This window comes from Bacteroides sp. 1001136B_160425_E2 (assembly GCF_015559655.1).
In the GTDB taxonomy this organism is placed as follows: Bacteria; Bacteroidota; Bacteroidia; order Bacteroidales; family Bacteroidaceae; genus Bacteroides; species Bacteroides luhongzhouii.
This window is the reverse complement of the sequence record NZ_JADMQH010000001.1, coordinates 13,424-37,869: the sequence shown is the minus strand read 5'-3', so window position 1 is coordinate 37,869 and position 24,446 is coordinate 13,424. Positions and strand designations below refer to the sequence as shown.

At 42.7% G+C, this 24,446-nt stretch carries 14 protein-coding genes; 9 read left to right on the top strand and 5 right to left on the bottom strand.

Translation table 11 applies throughout. The features are described 5' to 3' along the window. Positions 1-313: 313 nt before the first annotated feature. The 5 genes from I2I04_RS00125 to I2I04_RS00105 form a co-directional block, all read right to left on the bottom strand. Complete coding sequence (locus tag I2I04_RS00125) at positions 314-1,303, bottom strand: FecR family protein (protein ID WP_195653988.1); 990 nt, start codon at positions 1,301-1,303, stop codon at positions 314-316. A 52-nt stretch (positions 1,304-1,355) separates the two neighbouring features. Continuing rightward, positions 1,356-1,901 (bottom strand): RNA polymerase sigma-70 factor, encoded by a 546-nt coding sequence (locus I2I04_RS00120; RefSeq protein ID WP_143260557.1) that lies wholly within the window; start codon positions 1,899-1,901, stop codon positions 1,356-1,358. A 367-nt stretch (positions 1,902-2,268) separates the two neighbouring features. Next, the gene (locus tag I2I04_RS00115) at positions 2,269-3,219 is read right to left on the bottom strand and encodes an endonuclease/exonuclease/phosphatase family protein (RefSeq protein WP_195653987.1); all 951 of its coding nucleotides are present in this window, start codon (positions 3,217-3,219) and stop codon (positions 2,269-2,271) included. Positions 3,220-3,490: 271 nt separating this feature from the next. Next, entirely contained in the window at positions 3,491-3,757 is a 267-nt protein-coding gene (locus I2I04_RS00110; protein ID WP_117936073.1) for a hypothetical protein, read from the bottom strand. 835 nt (positions 3,758-4,592) lie between these two features. Then, complete coding sequence (locus I2I04_RS00105) at positions 4,593-5,966, bottom strand: sigma-54-dependent transcriptional regulator (protein ID WP_143260559.1); 1,374 nt, start codon at positions 5,964-5,966, stop codon at positions 4,593-4,595. A gap of 87 nt (positions 5,967-6,053) precedes the next feature. On the opposite strand from I2I04_RS00105, the gene I2I04_RS00100 reads away from it, so the two are divergent. The 9 genes from I2I04_RS00100 to I2I04_RS00060 all read left to right on the top strand — a co-directional run bounded on the left by I2I04_RS00100 (position 6,054) and on the right by I2I04_RS00060 (position 24,315). Next, complete coding sequence (locus I2I04_RS00100; RefSeq protein WP_143260560.1) at positions 6,054-6,893, top strand: peptidylprolyl isomerase; 840 nt, start codon at positions 6,054-6,056, stop codon at positions 6,891-6,893. Between the two features lie 5 nt (positions 6,894-6,898). Further along, positions 6,899-8,131 carry a M16 family metallopeptidase gene (locus tag I2I04_RS00095; protein WP_143260561.1) on the top strand — a complete coding sequence of 411 codons (1,233 nt, stop codon included), beginning with the start codon at positions 6,899-6,901 and terminating at the stop codon, positions 8,129-8,131. A 111-nt stretch (positions 8,132-8,242) separates the two neighbouring features. Then, complete coding sequence (locus I2I04_RS00090; protein ID WP_195654141.1) at positions 8,243-9,601, top strand: MATE family efflux transporter; 1,359 nt, start codon at positions 8,243-8,245, stop codon at positions 9,599-9,601. Between the two features lie 40 nt (positions 9,602-9,641). Further along, entirely contained in the window at positions 9,642-11,957 is a 2,316-nt protein-coding gene (locus I2I04_RS00085; protein WP_195653986.1) for a hybrid sensor histidine kinase/response regulator, read from the top strand. Positions 11,958-12,074: 117 nt separating this feature from the next. After that, positions 12,075-16,586, top strand: a complete 4,512-nt coding sequence (locus I2I04_RS00080) for a translocation/assembly module TamB domain-containing protein (RefSeq protein ID WP_195653985.1) — start codon at positions 12,075-12,077, stop codon at positions 16,584-16,586. Between the two features lie 2 nt (positions 16,587-16,588). Then, entirely contained in the window at positions 16,589-18,931 is a 2,343-nt protein-coding gene (locus I2I04_RS00075) for a BamA/TamA family outer membrane protein (protein ID WP_143260563.1), read from the top strand. Between the two features lie 128 nt (positions 18,932-19,059). Next, positions 19,060-19,971 (top strand): NDP-sugar synthase, encoded by a 912-nt coding sequence (locus I2I04_RS00070; RefSeq protein WP_004299937.1) that lies wholly within the window; start codon positions 19,060-19,062, stop codon positions 19,969-19,971. 142 nt (positions 19,972-20,113) lie between these two features. Beyond that, positions 20,114-22,069 (top strand): ABC-F family ATP-binding cassette domain-containing protein, encoded by a 1,956-nt coding sequence (locus tag I2I04_RS00065; RefSeq protein WP_195653984.1) that lies wholly within the window; start codon positions 20,114-20,116, stop codon positions 22,067-22,069. A 209-nt stretch (positions 22,070-22,278) separates the two neighbouring features. Further along, positions 22,279-24,315: a M13 family metallopeptidase gene (locus I2I04_RS00060; protein ID WP_195472662.1), complete on the top strand. Its 2,037-nt coding sequence runs from the start codon at positions 22,279-22,281 to the stop codon at positions 24,313-24,315. Positions 24,316-24,446: the final 131 nt, after the last annotated feature.

Below are 24,446 nucleotides of genomic sequence, written 5' to 3'. Positions count from 1 at the left end.
CGTTAAGGCAGTCTGCACTGAAATATTCTTTCTTTTTATAGTTATTTTACTATTTCTTTGTGCGTAAATATTCATTCCCATTAATAATAGGAGAATAATTAAAATACTTTTTCTTGCTGTTTTTAGATATAAATTCATATCTTAGTAGCGTTTTTAGTGTTAAACTTATGGTATTCTTCTCAGGTTACAATAGCAGCTTACCGCAGCTTTAAGACTAGATTCATCTCATATCCGGAGAAGGTGGGGCCTCTTCCGGATACTTTTTTTACATAGGCATATCCGATTTAAGAATTCAACAATAATGGTAAATACCTTACTTCCAATAGATATAACAGGTGTTTTCTTTCAAGTGATAATCAAATTCACCAATAACTGTCTGCATTACTTCTAGCACTTCTTTAATATTTGCATTTTCTTTGAATACAAAGCTATACCGGTCTTGATTAATTTTCTTTTTCGAAGTTTGGAATGTTATGCTGTAATGACGTTCCAAGGTCTGTATTACCTCATTGATAGTAGCTTTATTGAGTACAATTTCTCCGCGTTGCCATGCTGTCACATCTTCTACGTCTGTTTCCAATAATACGCTTTTTAATGTACTTTTAGTATATACAACCTGTTGTCCAGGTGTCAAAATATAGTTTGTGGTATCATTGCAGTTTACTCTCACTTTCCCTTCTAGCAAGGTAGCAGTCAAAAGGTCCTCTTCCGGGTAAGCTTTTACATTAAATTCTGTACCTAAAGCAGTGATGGACATATCGGCAGACTTCACAATAAATGGCTTTTGGGGATTTTTGGTAACTTTGAAATCAGCTTCTCCCAACAAGTACACTGTGCGGGTTTTGCCTTCCAAATTCTCCGGATAGAATATATGCGAACCGGAATTCAGATGAATGATGCTGCCATCAGGGAGAGTGACAACCTCTCTCTTTCCATTTTTAACATAGTGTTCTACCATTGCCACAGCATCGTTCTCAATATGTTTTTCTGTAAACCATAAAGTGCCGGTGACCGACAAACAGATAATGAATACAGCAGCGGCAGTATATCTCCATATCGGTAAACGGTTTATTCTAATGATAGGAGCCGGTTGCACACCAATCTTATTCAGTACTTGGCGGAATGATTCTTCTGTATTTTTATCTGTCTTGTTTTTAGTCTTCGACCACAATTTGCGAAATATCACATCTTTCTCTGTTGCAGAATGATCACTTATCATCCAACGGTAGAAAAGATTGGTCGTCCGCTTTGAATAATCAAAACTAATGAAGTTCTTTACTATTTTTTTAAAATTACTTTTCATGTATCTAATTCAAGTGCTTATATATAAGAGACAACTTGCTTTACATACATACTTAGTCTAAATAGAAAAAAAATAGAAATAAAATGATTTTTTTCAAATCTTGAAGAGATTTATAGATATGATGTTCTACTGTGCGAACTGAAATATTTAGCTTCTCGGCAATTTCCTGACTACTTAAACCTTCCTCCCTGCTCATCGAAAAAATGCGCCTGCGTTGTTCGGGCATACGTTCCAGGGCCATCTGTACTAGAAGTTCGAGTTCATGAACCTGAAGCTCGTCATCCGGTTTGGGCAAATCTCGCTCGGATATCTTCATCTTCTCTGCAGCGATTTCCAAGTAGTCAAGTTCTACAATTCGATGTTTTAGGAAATTATAAATATGATTTCTGACTACAGTATAAAGATAGCTATCCATTTTCTTACGGTTCATCCATAAATCCGGGTGTTCCCATAATTTAACGAAAATGTCTTGGGCTATATCTTCTGCATCTTCTTCCGATTTTAAGAGTTGCCAGGCGAAAGTTTTTACTTTGGGGAAATTTTTATTGAAAAAAGCTTGAAAACGTACTACTTTGTCTTCTACATCTGTAATAGCCATTGTGTTTTTTCCTTTGTTTTTTTAATGGTTAACAAGTAAACTGCAACTATAAAATTAGAGAGTTTGTGGCAAAGTTACAGATTTAATATTCAAATCAAATATTTCACTATCAATTTAATTGAAATTTGTGTCAAAGGATATTTTGTCATCTTGAATCCGATATTGGAGAATTATTCATTTAGAGTTGAACAGTAGTTTTAAGTTTGTACATCTTTCTATGATTGCTTGTATTTGTTTTGGATTTATTCAAAAGTAACTTGTTGGGAGTTGGTAGAGCAAATGTTAATAGCTAAAATCAGGTATTAATAGACGAGAATCCAACTATTAATACCTGATTTTTGAGATGTTACCTTTATTACTAATAAGATTATTTCTGCTGACGTTCGTCAAACTCTAACTCCACCTTTACCGGGAAGTGATCCGATGGAGTGCGGGCTTGATAAGCTTTGATGTCGATTTCTTCCGGACAGTCGTTTGCCTGCTTCTTTTCGCCGTTTCCTACGATGCTCCGGTAGGTATCTGTCAGTACACCGTATCTTTTCACATGAAAAGACGGAGATACAAATACATGGTCGATACGGCTTTCGGTAAAGCAGTTCGGGTCGAAGCCATTGAAGGTTCCGTTCACTGCATAGCGGAAGTCACACTTTTCGTATGAGTCGCAGAGCACTCCCTTGTCTACAAAAGCATCGTATGACTGATGAGTCTGATCGACATTGAAGTCACCGGTCAGGATAGCCGGAAGGTTTTTACCTTTGCCGAGTTCTTTCATTTTCTCCTGCACGAGGTATGCACTTTCCACACGAGCTTTTTTGCCGATATGGTCCATGTGTAAATTGAAGAAAAGGAACTCAAAACCGGTATCTTTACATTTGAAGTGTCCCCAACTGCAGATGCGTGGCAATACGGCATCCCAGCCTTTGCTTGGCACGTCCGGAGTTTCTGACAGCCAGAAATCGCCTTTCTCTACCAGATCGAACTTATCGGTACGATAGAAGATGGCAGAATGTTCTCCTTGATCTTTACCGTCATCACGGCCTACACCAATGTAGTCATAACCGGGAAGAGCTTCTTTCATATCTTTCAATTGATGAAGAAAACACTCCTGCGTTCCGAAAATATCGAAATCGTGGTATTGTACCATCTTGGCTATTACCGGGTAGCGTTGTCCCCAACCGTTTCCGTGAAGAGAATCGCTTCCATTGGCGTTTCTTAGGTTGTAAGAGGCAACAGTGAATGCGGTAGGCTGATAGTTACTTTGACAACCGCAGAGGGCTATCGCAACAAGGGCAATAAGTAAAAGGCTTTTGAGTTTCATGTTTTTATAGTTTGTTTGGTAGATAATTTATTGACTTCCAAAAGTACAATTTTTTATTCAAATGGAAGAGAGTGAGGTATATCTTTTTTGTGATTCCCATTATTTATTGGGCATGGAACTCATTGGGTATTGAATATTAGCCTGTAGAATGATGTAAGAAGATAGGATAATAAAAAAGCCATCCCCGGAATAGACGAAAGTAGGGATGGCTTTTTTTTGTAGTGTGCTTACTATTCTTCGGCAGACTATGTCCTGCATGTTGTTGGCAAGGTTATTCCTTGACAGGCTCAGCCGGTTTGTCTTTTGATGTAGTGTCTGTGACAACTGTATCATTGACAATGGCGGCTAGTGCAACCAGTTCTGCCTTTGCAGGCGCGTCTTCTTTAGTTACAGTATCTTTTACTACTGTATCGTTGACAACTGTCGCATTGATTTCTGTCGGGGCTGTCACAGCTTCTGCAGAACTCTGAGCCTTTACAAGGAATGAACCACCACAAACAAACATAAACATTGCTACTACTAATACTAATTTTTTCATAATCGTTTGCTTTAATGATTATTAGACATATGTTTTCAATTCTCTACTTTTGTGTTAAGGAATCGGTTATTGCTTTTTCGTTAACATCTAATTAAAGATCAAAGCGCGTGCCAAAATGGAAGAATGTATGGTAAGTGGCTGATTAATAAAGATATGCGAAAATAAAATCAACCATGACGTTGGGGAAGTATGTGTGGAGTGTGTGGAAACTGTGGCGGGGAGTGTGGAATTTTTCCACACTCCCCGCCACAAATCTTTTGTTTGGTCATCTATTTTTTTTCATCCGGGCAGAGACAAGGTTTGCCGGTGGCATTGAAAGTGGACCGTTGTGCGTCTACTTTTCTTAGATAGCTACCTAGTTCTTTAGAAAGTTTCTTCACGATGTCCGGATGCTGTGCACTGAGTCTTTTTATTCATGGGATAGTTGTTAAGTGTTTTAGATGTCTTCTTTTCATAGCATTGATTTATGTAGGTTACTATATTGGTTTACAAATGCACGCAAATAAATTTTTTTTGAATATATAATTTCTTTCATTTAATATATGTGTTTTATCCAAAAGGGTACGGAAATGAGGTAAACTCATACAATTATAGTTCAAAAAAACTTCCGTAAACATTCTCAACTATACTTATCCCTATGAGAAAAAATACTCATAGTAATGAGAAGAAATACTCATAGTAATGAGAATTTTTTCTCATTGCAGTGAGAATATACCCTTGTTAGAATAGGCTGAAACAGTTCATTATTGTGCAGAAATAAAGTTTTCAACAGAAGTGCCGGAGAAAATTCAGTTAATCCGATGGTGTTACGGAGTATACTTGCAGATTTACAGAGTTATAAGTCTATATTATACAGTTTCAACTTATTATATAATGTCTTCCGGTCAATATTCAGTAATTGTGCAGCTTTACTTTTATTATTTCCAGTTTGGCGCAGTGCTTCCAAAATATGCTCTTTTTCGGTTTCTTCATTGCGTAATGCAATACTGGTGTTACTCAATGCAGGAGTTTCTAAAAGCTCGTTTCCCAATTCCAGCAAGGTAATGAAGCTGCTTTGTGCTAATAAAGTCGCTCTTTTGACGATGTTCTTCATTTGGCGTAAATTTCCCGGCCAATGATAGCTCAATAAAGCCTGGGATGCTTTGGCGTCAAAGCCAATCAGGTGTTTATCCAGTTCCTTGTTTGCTTGGTCGAGGAAGAAGTTGGCAAAGAGTAGAATATCCTCTTTCCGCTCTTTCAAATCAGGCATCCGCAGAGTAAATTCATTGATGCGATGATAAAGATCTTCACGGAAAGTGCCTTTCTCAATACCCTGTTCCAGGTTCTCGTTGGTGGCAGATACCAAACGAATGTCTACCGATATCTCCTGTGTAGAGCCTACCGGACGTATTTTTCTCTCTTGCAGAGCACGGAGCAGTTGTATCTGCACTTCATAACTAAGATTCCCAATTTCATCCAGGAAGATAGTACCTCCGTTGGCAGCGACGAAAGCACCGGTTTTATCAGTCAACGCACCTGTAAACGATCCTTTCACATGACCGAAAAACTCGGAAGCCGCCAGTTCTTTCGGGATAGAGCCACAATCTACGGCAATAAACGGTTTATCGCTTCGTTTGCTAAGCTGGTGAATACGATGTGCCACATACTCTTTTCCAGTTCCGCTGGAACCGTTGATAAGTACGGACATATTGGTCGGAGCTACCAGACCTACATAATTGTAGAGTTGCTTGGCTGCGTCGCTTTCTCCTTCCAGATAGGCACGGTTGTTTTCTATTGAATCTTTAGATGAGGCAGAAGAGCCTTTTTTAGAAGAAGATTTAGCTGTGTTATGAGTCGTAGGAGTTTCTCCGGACTGTAAACATTCAGAGATTTTCTTCAGTAACTCTTCCGGATTCACCGGCTTGGCGATATAATCACGTGCTCCCAGTTTCATTGCTTGCACGGCGGACTGTATATCCGCATAGCCAGTCATGATAATCAAAGGAATATCCATGCCTTGTTCGTTCATCCATTTCAGCAGATCAATGCCTTCATGGTCGGGCAGCCGCAGGTCTGATAAAACCAGGTCGACGCTTTGGCTTTCGATATGTTTCCGGGCGCGGGCAATATTACTCACTGATGATACTTCAAAGCCCTTTTTTCCTAACCAGGTTTTTAGCATCATTCCAAAAGTGATATCATCTTCAACGATCAATATGGAGCTCATCATGTCAGGTTTTGATTCTTTTAAGTCACAAAGGTAAGAGGATTTAGGCGAAAGTGGTATATTTGCAAACTTAAATTAAATAAAAGTGTTATGAAAAAGATTCTATTGATAATATTAACCATATCGTTTTGCGGACTTATTGCCTGCAAAACCGGAACAAAAAAAGGAGGAGACATGGATAAAGAAACGTTAGTAAAGATTGAAACAACTTTAGGAGACATCGAGGTGAAACTATATAATGAGACACCGAAACATCGTGATAATTTTATCAAACTGGTGAAGGACGGGGTTTATGAAGGTACACTGTTTCATCGTGTCATCAAAGATTTTATGATTCAGGCCGGTGATCCGGACTCAAAGAATGCGCCGAAAGGAAAAATGTTGGGTGCCGGAGACGTAGGTTATACCGTTCCCGCTGAATTTGTATATCCTAAATATTTCCATAAGAAAGGTGCCCTGTCCGCTGCCCGTCAGGGAGATAATGTGAACCCGAAGAAGGAATCTTCCGGTTGTCAGTTCTATATCGTGACAGGTAAAGTGTATAACGACTCTACTTTGCTGGGTATGGAAAGCCAGATGAATGAGAATAAGATTAATGTTATTTTCAATACACTGGCACAGAAACACATGAAAGAAATCTATAAGATGCGGAAAGCAAACGATGAAAACGGTCTTTATGATTTGCAGGAAAAACTGTTTGCGCAAGCACAGGAGATGGCTGCCAAAGAACCGGAATTCCATTTCACTCCGGAACAGATTGAAGCATACACGACGGTAGGCGGTACTCCGCATTTGGATGGCGAATATACCGTGTTTGGCGAAGTGGTGAAAGGAATGGACATTGTGGATAAGATCCAGCAGGTGAAAACAGACCGAAGCGACCGTCCTGAAGAAGATGTAAAGATAACAAAGGTGACAATACTTGACTGAATCGTATGAAAATCAACAGGCATATTCTTGATAATGGGTTACGTCTGGTACATTCGCAGGACGAAAGTACGCAGATGGTTGCCCTTAATATATTATATAATGTGGGAGCTCGCGACGAAGATCCCGAGCATACCGGCTTTGCCCATCTGTTCGAACACCTGATGTTCGGAGGGTCGGTGAATATTCCCGATTATGACATGCCGCTTCAATTGGCGGGTGGAGAGAATAATGCCTGGACGAATAATGATATAACCAATTACTACCTCACTGTACCTCGTCAGAACGTAGAAACCGGCTTTTGGCTGGAATCCGACCGGATGTTGAGTCTTGACTTTAGCGAACGGAGCCTGGAGGTACAGCGAGGAGTGGTAATGGAAGAGTTCAAGCAGCGTTGTTTGAACCAGCCTTATGGAGATGTCGGACATCTTTTGCGCCCTCTGGCCTATCAGACGCATCCTTATCAATGGCCTACGATCGGAAAAGAGTTGTCGCATATTGCCAATGCTACGCTGGAAGAAGTAAAAGCATTCTTTTTCCGTTTTTATGCTCCTAATAATGCGATATTGGCCGTGACCGGCAATATTTCTTTCGAAGAGGCAGTTGCTTTGACGGAAAAATGGTTCGCTTCTATTCCTCGTCGGGAAGTTCCTTTGCGGAACCTGCCACAAGAACAGGAACAGACAGAAGAACGGCGGTTGACGGTAGAGAGAAATGTTCCTCTCGATGCTTTGTTTATGGCCTATCACATGTCCGACCATCGGCATCCGGATTATTATGCATTTGATATTTTGTCGGATGTGTTGAGCAACGGACGTTCCAGCCGGTTGAACCAGCGTTTGGTACAACAGAAACAATTATTCTCGAGCATAGATGCCTATATTTCTGGCAGTGTAGATGCAGGGTTATTCCATATTAGTGGAAAACCTTCGGCTGGTGTCACTTTGGAACAGGCGGAAGCGGCAGTAAGGGAAGAACTGGAACTGTTGCAGCAAGAATTGGTTGATGAAGAGGAGCTGGAAAAAGTGAAGAACAAATTTGAGTCCACCCAAATATTCGGCAACATTAATTATTTGAATGTGGCAACCAATCTGGCTTGGTTCGAACTGCTTGGCCGGGCGGAGGACATGGAAAAAGAAGTAGAACGTTATCGTTCTGTCACAGCGAAACAATTGCAGAAAGTAGCCCAATCGGCTTTCCGGAAGGAGAACGGGGTTGTGCTTTACTATAAAAGTAAATGAGGATTTTAAATTTGGCACGGATTACGCTGTTGTTTTATGCAATCATATTTCTAAAAACCGTGAAATCCGCGTAATCCGTGCCTAAAAAGTCCTATTTATAAGACAAAGATGATGAAGAGACTATTTGATATATACAAGGACCATTACAAAGCACTTATTTTTCTCGGACTACCGATTGTGATCGGTCAAATAGGAGTGATTGTTCTCGGATTTGCTGATACATTAATGATCGGGCATCATAGTACGATTGAGTTGGGAGCGGCTTCCTTCGTAAATAATGTGTTTAATCTGGCGATTATTTTCAGTACAGGGTTTTCGTATGGACTGACTCCCATTGTAGGAGGTCTGTATGGGACTCGTCAGTATGCTCCTGCCGGACAGGCATTGCGCAACAGTTTGCTGGCAAACCTGATGGTTGCGTTGCTGTTGACTATATGTATGACTATTCTTTATTTGAATATAGAGCGTCTCGGACAGCCGGAAGAATTGATTCCTTTGATTAAACCGTATTACCTGGTTTTGCTTGCTTCATTAGTGTTTGTCATGCTTTTCAACGGATTCAAGCAGTTTACAGACGGAATTACGGATACCAAAACCGCCATGTGGATATTGCTTGGAGGAAATGTCTTGAATATCATAGGAAATTATATTCTGATTTACGGTAAACTCGGATTGCCCGAATTAGGTTTGTTGGGAGCAGGTATCAGTACGCTATTCTCACGTATTGTGATGGTGATTGTGTTTATAATCATTTTTGTGCGTAGCCCGCGTTTTGTCCGTTATAAGATTGGCTTTTTCCGTTTGGGATGGTCACGCGCCGTATTTGGACGCTTGAATGGACTCGGATGGCCGGTTGCTTTCCAGATGGGAATGGAGACAGCCTCCTTTAGTTTGAGCGCTATCATGATCGGTTGGCTGGGGACTATTGCTTTGGCTTCTCATCAGGTGATGTTGGCTATTTCGCAGTTTACATTTATGATGTATTACGGTATGGGGGCTGCTGTTGCTGTTCGTGTCAGCAATTTCAATGGTCAGAATGACATTGTCAATGTACGCCGTTCGGCCTATGCCGGTTTTCATCTGATGATGACATTGGGTGTCGTGCTTTCCCTGATTGTTTTTCTTTGCCGGAATTACTTGGGAAGCTGGTTTACCGACAGTCTGGAAGTGGCTGCTATGGTGACATCTCTAATCTTCCCTTTCCTTGTCTATCAGTTTGGCGACGGATTACAAATTACTTTCGCCAATGCTTTGCGTGGAATTTCAGATGTAAAACTGATGATGGTTATCGCCTTTATCGCCTATTTCATTATTTCGCTTCCCGTAGGTTATTTCTGCGGCTTTGTAATGGGATGGGGTGTAGTAGGTGTCTGGATGGCATTTCCTTTTGGTTTGACGAGTGCGGGACTGATGCTCTGGTGGCGTTTCCACTATATGACGAAACTCCCCGAACCCCATCCCAAAACCTAATACTTAATATTTAAAACTTAATACTTAAAACTCTACCCCAATGGCTTCCTTCCGTTTTACAAAGTTGAAAATAACCGTCGGTTACACTTTGTTACTGGCGATCCTCCTTTTCTCGCTGGTGTTTGTACATCGTGAGATGGAAGCATTGTCGGCAGCCGACGATCAACAGAATTTAAGAACAGATAGTCTGTTGACCCTTCTTCACGAGAAAGATCAAAACACGATTCAGATGTTGCGGGTGTTAAGTGAAGCAAACGACAGTCTTCTCTCAGCTTCGGAGATTGAAGAAATCATTTCCGAACAAGATTCTGTGATTACCCAACAACGGGTACAACATCGGGTCATCACCAAGCGTGACTCGTTAATAACTACTCCCAAAAAGAAGGGATTCTTCAAACGACTTGCAGAAGTGTTTTCCCCTTCTAAACAAGACAGTGCCGTATTAGTTAATACATCTTTGGAAGTAGCCACTGATACCATTCTCCAACCGACTACCTCTAAAGATTCTCTTCAGCAGAAAATCCGCATGGCTACCGAAGAAAAACGGTTGCAACGGAAGAAAACAATCCGGCGCACCAGTACAAAGTACCAGCGGATGAATACGCAGTTGACGGCACGAATGGATAGTCTGATTAAACAATATGAGGAAGAAATGACCCTGCGTGCCCGTCAGGATGCCGAACTTCAGCAGGAGGTGAGAATGCGGTCGGCACGTATCATTGGTGGTATCGCATCTGGTGCCGTACTATTATCGGCTTTTTTCCTGATATTGATTATGCGGGATATCTCTCGCAGCAACCGCTATCGTCAGCAATTGGAGGTGGCGAATAAACGGGCGGAAGATTTGCTTGTTGCCCGTGAGAAATTAATGCTGGCCATTACCCACGACTTTAAAGCTCCGCTGGGTTCAATCATGGGATATACCGAACTTCTGTCCCGGCTGACAAAAGATGAGCGGCAACGGTTCTACCTCGACAATATGAAGAGTTCTTCGGAACATTTGTTGAAGCTGGTCAGTGACTTGCTCGATTTCCATCGACTCGATCTCAATAAAGCGGAAGTGAATCGTGTAACCTTTAACCCTTCCCAGCTATTCGACGAAATTTATGTCAGTTTCGAACCTTTGACCGCTACCAAAGGTTTGGCCTTGCAATGTCACGTTGTCCCGGAACTGAACGGAAGATACATCAGTGATCCTTTGCGACTCCGGCAAATTGTGAACAACCTTTTGTCCAATGCCGTAAAATTTACTCAAAAAGGAGAAATTAGCCTGACAGCCAGTTATGATTCTTCTAAGTTAACCATCGCCATCGCCGATACAGGAAAAGGAATGGCATCAGAAGATCGTGAACGTATCTTTCAGGAGTTTACACGTCTTTCCGGTGCGCAGGGGGAAGAAGGTTTCGGACTCGGACTCTCTATTGTGAAGAAATTGGTAACCTTGCTTGAAGGAACCATTGACGTGCAAAGCACATTAGGAAAAGGGAGCTGTTTTACTGTCACTCTGCCTCTTTATCCGGTAGGTAAATCCATTGCGGAAAGTGAATCTTCCGAAAATAAAAATGAGGATATAACAGAAGAACTGAGTACGATTCCTCCGATGAAAGTCATTCGTGTTCTTTTGATTGATGACGATAAGATTCAGCTGAATCTGACTGCTGCCATGTTGAAGCAACATGGTATCGATGCGGTATGTTGTGAACAGCTGGAGCAACTGATTGAACAGCTTCGTTCTTCTGTCTTCGATGTATTGCTGACAGATATACAAATGCCTGCCATCAACGGTTTTGATTTGGTAAAACTATTGCGGGCTTCTAATATACCACAAGCAAAAACAATCCCCGTCATTGCTGTGACCGCTCGTAGCGAAATGGATAAGATTGCTTTACATGAACATGGCTTTGCCGGTTGTCTGCATAAACCGTTTACAGTAAAAGAATTATTGATGACGGTAAATGAAGGGCAACTCTCGGCTGATGAAGCGCATATCACAGAAGATATGGAAACAGCCGGAATAAACTTCTCTGCACTTACTGCTTATTCTGAAGACGATCCGGAAGCGGCATACTCCATTGTTCAGACTTTTATTGAAGAAACAGGTAAGAATGCTGCGCGGATGCAACAAGCGTTGAATAATAAAGAGGTGGACGGGATAGCAGCTATGGCGCATAAGCTCCTCCCTCTCTTTACAATGATTGGAGCGGATGAAACCATACCTCCATTAAAGTGGCTGGAAGCTTGTCGTGGAGAAGAATTCTCGAAGAAAATAGAAGAAACAACGCTTAGTATATTAGAGGCTGTCCGTAAAATAATAAGTGAGGCAGATTGCTATTTGATGGTGATGAAAAATACCTAATAAGCCTTTTTCTTCTACTCCTTGACTAGTATCTGTATCTTTCTTACTATTAGCCAAACCTTTTTTCAAAATAATTTGTTTACTTTGTGTCACCTTATTTACACTGACACATTTTACATGAAACGAAAATGGATACGCTGGGTAAGCTGGATACTGCTTACTCCTATAATACTCTTTGTAATACTAATGGTATTGCTTTATGTTCCTCCCGTTCAGAATCTTTTGCGCCGGGAGGTTACTGCATATGCCTCTAAGGCAACCGGTATGCAGATTCAGGTGGAGCGGATAGACCTTCGTTTCCCACTTAATCTGTTGGTTCGTGGCGTAGAGGTCATTCAACAGCCGGATACTCTTTTGTCTTTGGAAAGCCTGAATGTCCGTGTGCAGGCATGGCCGTTAATAAAAGGAAAAGTCGAAGTGGATGAAGTCACTTTGAGCCAGGTAGCTGTTAATTCTGCCAATTTGATGGAAGGGATGAAGATTAAAGGCGTTTTAGGACGTTTCTTCCTGCAAAGCCATGGTGTTGACTTGTCCAATGAAGTAGCCGTTATCAATCAGGCCGAACTGTCTGATACCCATGTGGAGTTGTTGATGAATGATACCACAACCACTCCTAAAGATACTACAGACTCTGCTCCTGTAAATTGGAAAGTGGATCTTCATCAGTTGAAATTAAAGAATGTATCATTCAGTATGCAACTTCCTGCTGATTCCATGCGGATGGCAGCTCATATCGGGGAGGCTGCTATTGATGATGCACAGGCTGATTTGAAAAATCAGTTTTATGGCTTGAAGAAGTTCCTGCTGTCGGGAACTTCCGCCAGTTATGATACAGGAACTGCGCAACCAATAGAGGGGTTTGATGCTTCCCATATTGCCGTTCGTGATGTTCGCATCGCTTTGGATTCCCTGCTGTATAAGGGCAGGGATATGAATGCGGTCATTCGTGAGTTTACAATGAATGAACGTTCCGGGCTAAGTGTTATTTCACTGACAGGTAGAGCATATTCCAACGATTCAATCATAAGTGTTCCTGGTTTAAAACTAAAAACTCCTCATTCTGAAATAGATTTATCAGCCCATACCTATTGGGAACTAGTCAACATCCCGACTACAGGTCGTTTGTCCGCTAACCTCAATGCCTATATCGGCAAAGAAGATGTTCTGTTATTTGCAGGGGGACTGCCTGATAGTTTTAAAGAAGCCTATCCATTTCGTCCGCTTGTCATTCGTGCCGGTACGGACGGTAACTTGAAACAGATGCAGATTTCCCGTTTTACGGTAGACTTGCCGGGTGCTTTTGCTTTAGAGGGCGGCGGTATGATAGAAAACCTGGCCGACAGTCTGACGCGTACCGGAACCATTGGTCTGAAAATGACTACTCAGAATTTAAACTTCCTGACCGCTTTGTCAGGAGAAGCTCCCAATGGTACGATTGTGGTTCCTGACAGCATGAGTCTGGTGGCAAAAGTCGACATCAAAGGCCCTGAATATAAAGCAGACCTCCGTTTGAAAGAAGGAAAAGGAGCTATGGACGTGAATGCTGCATTAAATACATCTACCGAAGTTTACAAAGCCGATCTGAAGATAGACAATTTGCAACTCCATAATTTCCTCCCGAAAGACTCTATCTATGAACTTTCTCTTTCGGCTGCGGCTAATGGTCGTGGACTGGATATTATGTCCTATCATTCTTTTGCCAAACTGAATCTTTCATTAGATCAGCTTCATTATGCAAAATATCATCTCTCCAATCTTAATTTGACAGGAGACCTTAAAGGCGCACTGGTCACCGCACATCTGACAAGTGACAATGCTTTATTGAAAATGACAACCGATGCGGAATATAATTTGGCACACAGTTATCCTGATGGTAAGATAACGGTTGATGTTACTCAACTGGATTTACATGAATTAGGAGTCATGCCGCAGCCAATGAAGCGCCCGCTTACTTTTAATTTACTTGCCGAAGCTCGTCGGGATTTAGTTTCGGCACATTTCGTCTCCGGAGATATGAAACTTGATTTGAGCGCACGTTCCGGTGTTAATCCTTTAATTCGCCAATCTACTCACTTTGTGGATGTATTGATGAAGCAGATTGAGGAGAAAGCATTGAATCACGCTGAATTGCGTAAGGCGTTACCGACAGCCGTTTTCTCTTTCTCTGCAGGACAAGAAAACCCTTTGTCATATTTTCTGGCTACTAAAAAGATAGGTTACCATGATGCTTCTGTGAAATTCGGAACAGCTCCTAATTGGGGAATTAATGGAAAAGCCGCTATTCATGCTTTGAAAGTAGACACCTTGCAACTAGACACGATTTTCTTTACTGTCAAACAAGATACTACACTCATGAAATTGCGTGCCGGTGTTATTAACGGACCGAAGAATCCGCAATTCTCTTTCTCTACTACACTGACAGGAGAGATTCGTGACCGGGATGCGGAACTGCTGGTAGACTTTAAGAATGGAAAAGGAGAAACGGGCGTACTGCTCGGTGTCAATGCGCGTCCTTTGTTTGAAGGGCAAGGAAAAGGCGATGGATTAGCTTTCACATTAATCCCGGAAGAACCGATTATTGCCTTCCAAAAATTTCATTTTAATGAGAATCACAACTGGATTTATGTGCATAAGAATATGCGTGTATACGCTAATGTAGATATGTGGGATGATGAAGGAATGGGATTCCGTGTACATTCGGTGCGGGGTGATACTGTTTCTTTACAGAATATTGATGTAGAAATCCGAAGAATCAGTTTAGCCGAATTGAGCAAAGTACTGCCTTATTTCCCGGAAATAACCGGTTTATTCTCTGCGGAAGCACATTACGTGCAGACTGAAAAAGATCTTCAACTCTCGGTTGAATCATCTATTGACGAACTGACTTATGAACGTCAACGGATTGGTGATGTAACATTAGGAGCTACTTGGTTGCCGGGTGAACAAGGGAAACAATATCTTAACGCTTATCTGAATCATGACAAGGTGGAAGTGATAGTGGCGGATGGCAAGCTAGTCCCAACCCGGACAGGAAAAGATAGCCTGGAAGTAAATGCCACTCTGGAGCACTTTCCGCTCCGTGTAGCTAACGTATTCATTCCCGACAAAATGGCTGCACTGGCCGGTGATATGGATGGTAATCTGAACATTACCGGTAGCACCGAACAGCCTTTGATTAATGGTGAACTGATATTGGATAGTGTTTCGGTCCTTTCCCGACAGTATGGTGCTAACTTCCGGTTCGACAACCGCCCGGTACAGATAAAGAATAATCGTTTGGAATTTGATAAATTCGCTATTTATACAACAGGAAAGAATCCATTTACGATTGACGGATCTGTTGATTTCAGAGATATGTCCCGGCCGATGGCAAATTTGAATCTGCTGGCGCAGAACTATACGCTTCTGGATGCTAAACGCACCCGCGAAAGTCTGGTCTACGGAAAAGTATATGCTGATTTTCGGGCAACGGTGAAAGGTCCGTTAGACGGATTGAATATGCGTGGAAACATGAGTTTGTTGGGCAATACAGATGTTTCTTATATATTGACCGATTCACCGTTGACTGTACAGGACCGTTTGGGAAGTTTGGTAACCTTTACTTCATTTAGTGACACCACTACGGTTGTTCAGCAAGAAGTGCCGACCGTTTCTTTAGGCGGGCTGGATATGGTGATGATGGTACACATCGACCCGTCCGTTCGTTTGAAAGTAGATTTGGACGCAAGCAATGACAATCGTGTTGAGCTGGAGGGAGGAGGTGACCTTTCTATGAAATACACTCCGCAAGGTGATCTGACATTGACCGGACGCTATACGTTGAGTGGTGGCTTGATGAAATATGCTTTGCCTGTCATCGCTGCCAAAGAATTTGCTATCGACAACGGCAGCTATGTGGAATGGACGGGAAATCCTATGGACCCGATGCTGAACTTCAAAGCAACCGACCGTATCCGTGCTTCTGTCTCCGAAGGAGAGAATGGCGGAACACGTATGGTTAATTTCGATGTGTCCATCGTCGTCAAGAACCGACTGGATAATCTTTCTTTCGCCTTTGACGTATCTGCCCCCGAAGACGCAACCATACAAAATGAATTGACGGCTATGGGAGCGGAAGAAAGAGGTAAACAGGCTTTATATATCATGGTTATGAAAACCTACCTTGGTACCGGACCGATTGGCGGTGGAGGTGGTGGACTGGGTAAACTGAATATGGGTTCTGCATTGAACTCCGTATTAAGTAGCCAAATCAACTCATTGATGGGGAACCTGAAAAATGCCAGTGTTTCTGTCGGTATCGAAGATCACGATTTGTCGGATACGGGTGGTAAGCGTACGGATTACAGTTTCCGTTATTCACAACGTCTCTTCAATAACCGTTTCCAGATTGTAATCGGAGGTAAAGTTTCTACGGGTGAGAATGCGACGAATGACGCGGAATCTTTCATCGATAACATCTCTCTGGAATATCGTCTGGATAGAACCGGAACCCGTTATGTCCGTTTGTTCTACGATAAAAACTACGAGAGTGTACTCGAAGGCGAGATTACGGAAACCGGAGTCGGTCTGGTGCTTCGCAAGAAGCTGGATAAACTCAGCGAACTGTTCATCTTTAAGAAAAAGAAGTAAACATGAAAGGTATATATAATAACATATTAGCAAGTTGTCTGATTGGCATCATTTTGCTTTCGGGTTGTTCGGTGACAAAGCATCTGCCCGAAGGGGAGGTACTTTATACAGGAGGAAAAACTGTCATACAAAATAAGTCGACAACACCGGTAGGGGGGACGGCCCTGACAGAGATTGATGCGGCTCTTGATAAAACTCCCAGTACGAAGATGTTGGGAGGACTTCTGCCTATTCCTTTTAAGATGTGGATGTACAATGACTTTGTGAAATATAAAAAAGGATTTGGAAAGTGGATGTTCAACCGACTGGCTGCCAACCCTCCGGTATTTATTTCTACTGTTAATCCGGAGGTCCGCATCAAGGTGGCTACAAACTTACTCCGCGATTATGGTTACTTCAATGGGAAAGTGACTTATGAAACATTGGTTGATAAGAAAGATAGCCTGAAAGCAAGTATTCTTTATACGGTAGACATGAAGAATCCTTATTTTATAGATACAGTTTATTATCAGCGTTTCACTCCCCAAACTTTGCGCATTATGGAACGGGGACGTCGAATGTCTTATATAAGTCCCGGCGAGCAGTTTAACGTGGTCGATCTGGATGCAGAACGTACTCGTATCAGCACGCTGTTGCGTAACCGGGGATATTTTTATTTCCGTCCCGATTATATGACTTATCAGGCAGATACGACGTTGGTTCCCGGTGGACATATCAGTCTTCGTCTGATTCCCGTTCCGGGATTACCCGCTGCGGCACAACGTCCTTACTATGTAGGGGATGCTTCTGTTTATCTGTTTGGTAAGAATGGTGAGACGCCCAATGACAGCATGATGTATAAGAATTTGAATATTCATTATTATAAGAAATTGCAGGTACGTCCGAATATGCTTTATCGTTGGTTGAACTATCAACAGTTTGTGCGGAACGCACAGATGCGGGCTTCCAATCGTACCCGTCTTTACAGTCAGTATCGACAGGAACAAGTGCAGGAGAAACTTAGCCAGTTGGGGATCTTCAGTTATCTGGATTTGCAATATGCCCCGAAAGATACGACAGCCGTTTGTGATACGCTGAACGTAACTATGCAGGCCACGTTTGCCAAGCCGCTGGATGCCGAGCTGGAATTAAATGTTGTAACCAAAAGTAACGACCAAACCGGTCCCGGGGCATCATTCGGTGTCACCCGGAACAATGTATTCGGAGGTGGTGAAAGCTGGAATGTGAAGCTGAAAGGCTCTTATGAATGGCAAACCGGTGGAGGAGAAAAAAGTTCTCTGATGAACAGCTGGGAGATGGGAGTTTCTACCTCTCTGACTTTCCCGCGTGTGGTTTTCCCACATTGGGGGAAAAGAGAGTTTGACTTTCCGGCTACCACTACATTCCGTTTATACATCGACCAGCTGAACCGTGCCAGATATTATAAACTGTTGTCATTCGGTGGAAATGCTACCTACGATTTCCAACCGACACGTACAAGCCGGCATAGTATCACTCCTTTCAAACTGACATTCAACGTTCTGCAACACCAATCGGAAGAGTTCAAGGAAATAGCCGATGCCAATCCTGCATTATATATCAGTTTGAAAGACCAGTTTATTCCTGCAATGGAGTATACATATACTTATGATAATGCTTCCACACGTGGTGTAAAGAATCCGATCTGGTGGCAGTCTACCGTCACTTCTGCCGGAAACCTGACCTCGGTGATTTACCGTGCTTTCGGTCAGTCTTTCAGCAAAGAGGACAAACGTTTGCTGAACGTCCCTTTCGCGCAGTTTGTGAAACTGAATACGGAATTCCGCCACTTGTGGAATATGGACAAGAACAATAAGATTGCTTCTCGTGTAGCCTTGGGCGCTCTCTTTGCCTACGGTAATGCAACGATTGCCCCTTACAGCGAACAATTCTATGTGGGTGGTGCCAACAGTATCCGTGCTTTCACAGTACGTAGCATCGGACCGGGTGGATACCATCCCGCAGAAAGCCGCTATTCTTACCTCGACCAGACGGGTACTTTCCGTTTTGAGGCAAATGTAGAATATCGTTTCCGTATCTTTAAGAGTATTTGGGGTGCTACTTTCCTGGATGCAGGAAATGTCTGGTTGATGCGTAAAGATGAGGCTCGTCCGGACTCACAGCTCGAACTGAAAACTTTCCCGAAACAAATCGCCTTGGGTACTGGTGTCGGTATTCGTTATGATATGGATATTCTTGTGTTCCGTCTTGATTTCGGTATCCCTTTGCATCTACCTTACGATACAGAACGAAGCGGATATTACAATGTCACAGGAGCCTTTATGAAAAATCTGGGAATACATTTTGCTATCGGTTATCCCTTCTAATGAATGATTTTTGTACGATTTTGGTAAATAATGATTGATATTTGTCCTGTTGGATTCAACTATTTTTGTAATTTTGCAACGAAATCTGATGCCGTTGACATCACTAACCTTTTAATATTACACAATTTATGAAACCAACTTTATTCTTATTGGCAGCCGGTATGGGTAGCCGTTATGGAGGCTTGAAGCAATTAGACGGACTAGGTCCTAATGGCGAAACTATTATGGATTACTCAATCTATGATGCTATCAATGCCGGATTTGGTAAGCTTGTATTTGTAATCCGCAAAGATTTTGAACAAGATTTCCGTGATAAAATTATTTCCAAATACGAAGGTCACATTCCTTGCGAACTGGTATTTCAATCAATCGACGATCTTCCGGAAGGCTTTACTTGCCCGGCAGACCGTACCAAACCTTGGGGTACTAACCATGCAGTAATGATGGGCGCTGATGTGATTAAAGAACCGTTTGCAGTTATCAACTGCGATGACTTCTATGGTCGCGATTCTTTCCAGGTAATGGGTAAATTCCTTTCTGCTCTTCCTGAAAATTCAAAGAACGTTTATTCAATGGTAGGTTTCCGTGTAGGAAATACATTGAGCGAAAGCGGTACGGTATCTCGTGGTATCTGTAGTACAGATGCTAAAGGATTGTTGACGTCTGTAGTAGAACGTACGAAGATTCAACGTCTGGACGGTGAAGTGAAATATATCGGTGATGATGGCGAATGGACGGCTACTCCCGATACGACTCCGGTAAGTATGAATTTCTGGGGTTTCACTCCTGATTACTTCGCTTACAGTCAGGAATTTTTCAAGACTTTCCTTAGCGATCCGAAGAATATGGAAAACCTGAAGAGCGAATTCTTCATCCCATTGATGGTAGATAAATTGATTAATGACGGAACTGCCACTGTTGAAGTACTGGATACTACCAGCAAATGGTTTGGTGTTACTTATCCGGAAGACCGTCAGAGCGTAGTAGATAAGATTCAGGCATTGGTAGATGCTGGTGAATATCCTGCCAAGTTGTTCTAAACGAAGAGTTATTGGTAAAGATAGAGGGCAGTCATTCATAAGAATGACTGCTTTTTTGTTTTTCATAACGTATCATACTAAGCTGTATCTAATAAATATTCAGTATCTTTGCAGTCCAAAATGTTATAAATCAGAAGCAGAAGTGATTTCAGTAGAAGGATTATCAGTAGAGTTTAATGCGACGCCGCTTTTTGAGGACGTCAGCTATGTAATTAATAAGAAAGACCGCATTGCGTTGGTCGGCAAAAATGGTGCCGGCAAATCAACCATGCTGAAGATATTGGCAGGTTTGCAGTCACCGACACGCGGAGTGGTAGCTACTCCGAAAGATGTAACTATAGGATATTTGCCACAGGTCATGATTCTTTCCGACAACCGGACGGTGATGGGAGAGGCAGAACTGGCATTCGAACATATATTTGAGCTTCAGGCGAAGTTGGAACGGATGAATCAGGAATTGGCCGAACGGACAGACTATGATTCGGAAGAATATCATCAGTTGATAGACCGTTTCACGCATGAAAACGACCGGTTCCTGATGATGGGCGGTACGAACTTTCAGGCGGAAATCGAACGGACACTTCTCGGACTGGGATTCAGTCGGGAAGATTTTGAACGCCCTACCTCGGAATTCTCCGGTGGATGGCGTATGCGTATCGAGCTGGCAAAATTGCTTTTACGTCGCCCGGACGTACTTCTGCTCGATGAGCCGACCAACCACCTCGATATTGAAAGTATCCAGTGGCTGGAAAACTTTTTGTCTACACGTGCCAATGCAGTGGTGCTGGTCAGCCACGACCGTGCTTTCCTGAATAACGTAACGACCCGTACCATCGAAATCACTTGCGGTCAGATTTACGACTACAAAGTGAAATACGATGAATTTGTAGTCCTGCGTAAAGAACATCGTGAACAACAGCTCCGTGCTTACGAAAATCAGCAGAAACAAATACAGGATACGGAAGACTTCATCGAACGCTTCCGTTATAAAGCGACGAAGGCCGTACAGGTACAAAGCCGTATCAAGCAACTGGAAAAGATAGACCGCATCGAAGTGGACGAAGAAGATAATTCCGCCTTGCGTTTAAAATTCCCTCCAGCCAGTCGTAGCGGAAACTATCCCGTGATTTGCGAAGATGTGCGCAAAGCGTATGGCAGCCATGTCGTTTTCCATGATGTCAATCTGACTATCAACAGGGGAGAGAAAGTTGCTTTCGTCGGGAAGAACGGAGAGGGTAAGTCTACATTGGTGAAATGTATCATGGATGAGATCGATTTCGAAGGCAAACTAACGATCGGACATAATGTGCAAATCGGTTATTTTGCGCAGAACCAGGCACAAATGTTGGATGAGAACCTGACTGTATTCGATACGATTGACCGGGTAGCGACAGGAGATATCCGTCTGAAGATACGTGATATACTGGGAGCTTTCATGTTTGGAGGCGAAGCTTCGGACAAAAAAGTGAAAGTACTTTCCGGTGGAGAGCGTACGCGATTGGCGATGATTAAACTTCTGCTGGAGCCCGTAAACCTCCTGATTCTGGACGAACCGACCAACCATTTGGATATGCGTTCGAAAGATGTTTTGAAGGAAGCTATCCGCGAATTTGACGGAACAGTGATTCTTGTCAGCCACGACCGTGATTTTCTGGATGGACTTGCGACTAAAGTATATGAGTTCGGTGGCGGACTTGTAAAAGAACATCTTGGAGGTATCTATGAATTCTTGCAAAAGAAAAAGATAGATAGCTTGAACGAGCTTCAGAAAGGAGCGGGGCTGTCGGCTTCTCCCACGGCTTCAGCTAAGGGCAATGAACCTGAAACCGGTCAGCCTTCGGAGAATAAGCTCTCTTACGAAGCCCAAAAAGAACTTAATAAGAAGATTAAGAAACTCGAACGTCAAGTGGCGGACTGTGAAGCCTCGATAGAGGAAACTGAATCCGCGATTGCTATCGTAGAAGCGAAGATGGCAACTCCCGAAGGAGCTTCGGATATGCAGCTCTATGAACGGCATCAGAAACTGAAACAGCAGTTGGATACAATCGTTGAAGAGTGGGAGCGGGTTTCGATGGAATTGGAAGAAGTGAAAAACTAGAACAAAACGCATACTTCCGGGCACTATGTAAGAGAAACACTATACCTCGGTAGAAGGTATTCCTGGCGGGTATCTGTTCCTCGGTGTCGAAACAGGTGTTTCTCGGTGAGGAACGAGGTGTTCCTCGGTGTCGGTCACCTTCTTCCTCGGTGCCGGACTGCGGGTAGGATGATTGTTGATTAGAGAGACTATTTAATTATTTATACAATATGAAAGTAACCAAGTATTTACCAATTCTTGCCGTATGCCTTATGACAACAGGATGTAACAGTAAGAAAGAGGCCGTGCTGACGTCCGGTATCGACCTTGCTAATCTGGATACCACGGCTATGCCGGGTACAAGTTTTTATCAATATGCCTGTGGAGGTTGGGTGAAAGATCATCCGCTGACAGACGAGTATTCACGTTTCGGTACATTCGATATGTTGCGCGAAAACAGTCGTGAACAACTGAAAGCATTGATTGCCGAATTGGCAGCGAAGAAAGATAACGCACCGGGTAGTGCTGCCCAGAAAGTAGGCGATCTTTATAATATCGCAATGGATAGCGTGAAGTTGAATCAGGAAGGTGTAGCTCCGATCAAAGCCGAACTGGCAGCCATTGACGCTCTCAAGGATAAAGGAGAAATCTATGCATATATCGCAGAGAGCCAGAAGAAAGGGATCCGTCCTTACTTCACCATGTTCGTAAGTGCGGATGATATGAACAGTTCCATGAATATCGTACAGACTTATCAAGGTGGTATCGGAATGGGACAACGTGACTATTATCTGGAGAATGACGAGCAGACTAAAAATATCCGTAATAAATATCAGGAACATATCGCCAAAATGTTCCAGTTGGCAGGTTATGATGAGGCTACTGCACAGAAAGCTGTGAAAGCAGTGATGAACATCGAAACTCGTCTGGCGAAAGCCGCTCGTTCACAAGTGGAATTGCGTGATCCTCATGCTAATTATAACAAGATGGACATGGCAACGCTGAAAAAGAACTTCCCTACTTTTGACTGGGATACTTATTTCACCGTTTCCGGTTTGAAAGATTTGAAAGAAGTGAATATAGGTCAGCCTGCTGCCATGAAGGAAGTAGCCGATGTGATAAACACCGTATCACTGGACGATCAGAAACTGTATCTCCAATGGGGATTGATAGATGCTGCCGCTTCTTATCTAAGCGATGCATTTGAAGCACAAAACTTCGACTTCTACAGCAGAACAATGTCTGGTAAGAAAGAAATGCAACCTCGCTGGAAACGTTCCGTGAGCACCGTAGATGGTGTACTTGGCGAAGTGGTAGGACAGATGTACGTAGAGAAGTACTTCCCGGCTGCAGCCAAAGAACGTATGGTTACACTGGTGAAGAACCTGCAAACTTCTTTGGGAGAACGTATCAAAGGTTTGGAATGGATGAGTGAACCTACCAAGGAAAAAGCATTGGAGAAACTGGCAACTTTCCATGTAAAAATCGGTTATCCTGATAAATGGAAAGATTACTCCGCATTGGAGATCAAAAATGATTCTTACTGGGCAAATATCGAACGTGCCAACGAGTGGGATTACAACGAAATGATTGCTAAAGCCGGCAAACCAGTAGACAAGGATGAATGGTTGATGACTCCTCAAACAGTGAACGCTTATTATAACCCGACTACTAATGAAATCTGTTTCCCGGCAGCTATCCTGCAACCTCCGTTCTTCGATATGAATGCGGACGATGCTATGAATTACGGTGCAATCGGTGTGGTTATCGGCCATGAGATGACTCATGGATTTGACGATCAGGGACGTCAATATGACAAAGACGGAAATCTGAAAGACTGGTGGACAGAAGAAGATGCTAAAAAGTTCGAAGAACGTGCACAGGTGATGGTGAACTTCTTTGACAGCATTGAAGTGGCTCCGGGCGTACACGCAAACGGTAATTTGACACTGGGAGAGAACATTGCCGACCACGGAGGTTTGCAAGTTTCTTTCCAAGCTTTCAAGAAAGCAACAGAAGCCGCACCGTTGGAAGTTGTCGATGGATTTACTCCGGAACAACGTTTCTTCCTGGCTTATGCTAATGTGTGGGCAGGAAATATCCGTCCGGAAGAAATTCTCCGATTAACCAAACTTGATCCTCATTCATTAGGAAAATGGCGTGTGGACGGTGCTCTTCCTCATATCCAGAATTGGTATGAAGCATTCAAAATCACTGAGCAGGATCCGATGTTCGTATCTAAAGAAAAACGAGTGTCTATATGGTAATAGTTTTTGAATATAGATAGCGTTCGCGAAGAGGCGTTGATTTTCCATTGAGGAGAGTCAACGCTTTTTTTTATTAATTCACACCTTATTTATTACGTACGATAAACAATATTTCGTAACTTTGCACATCA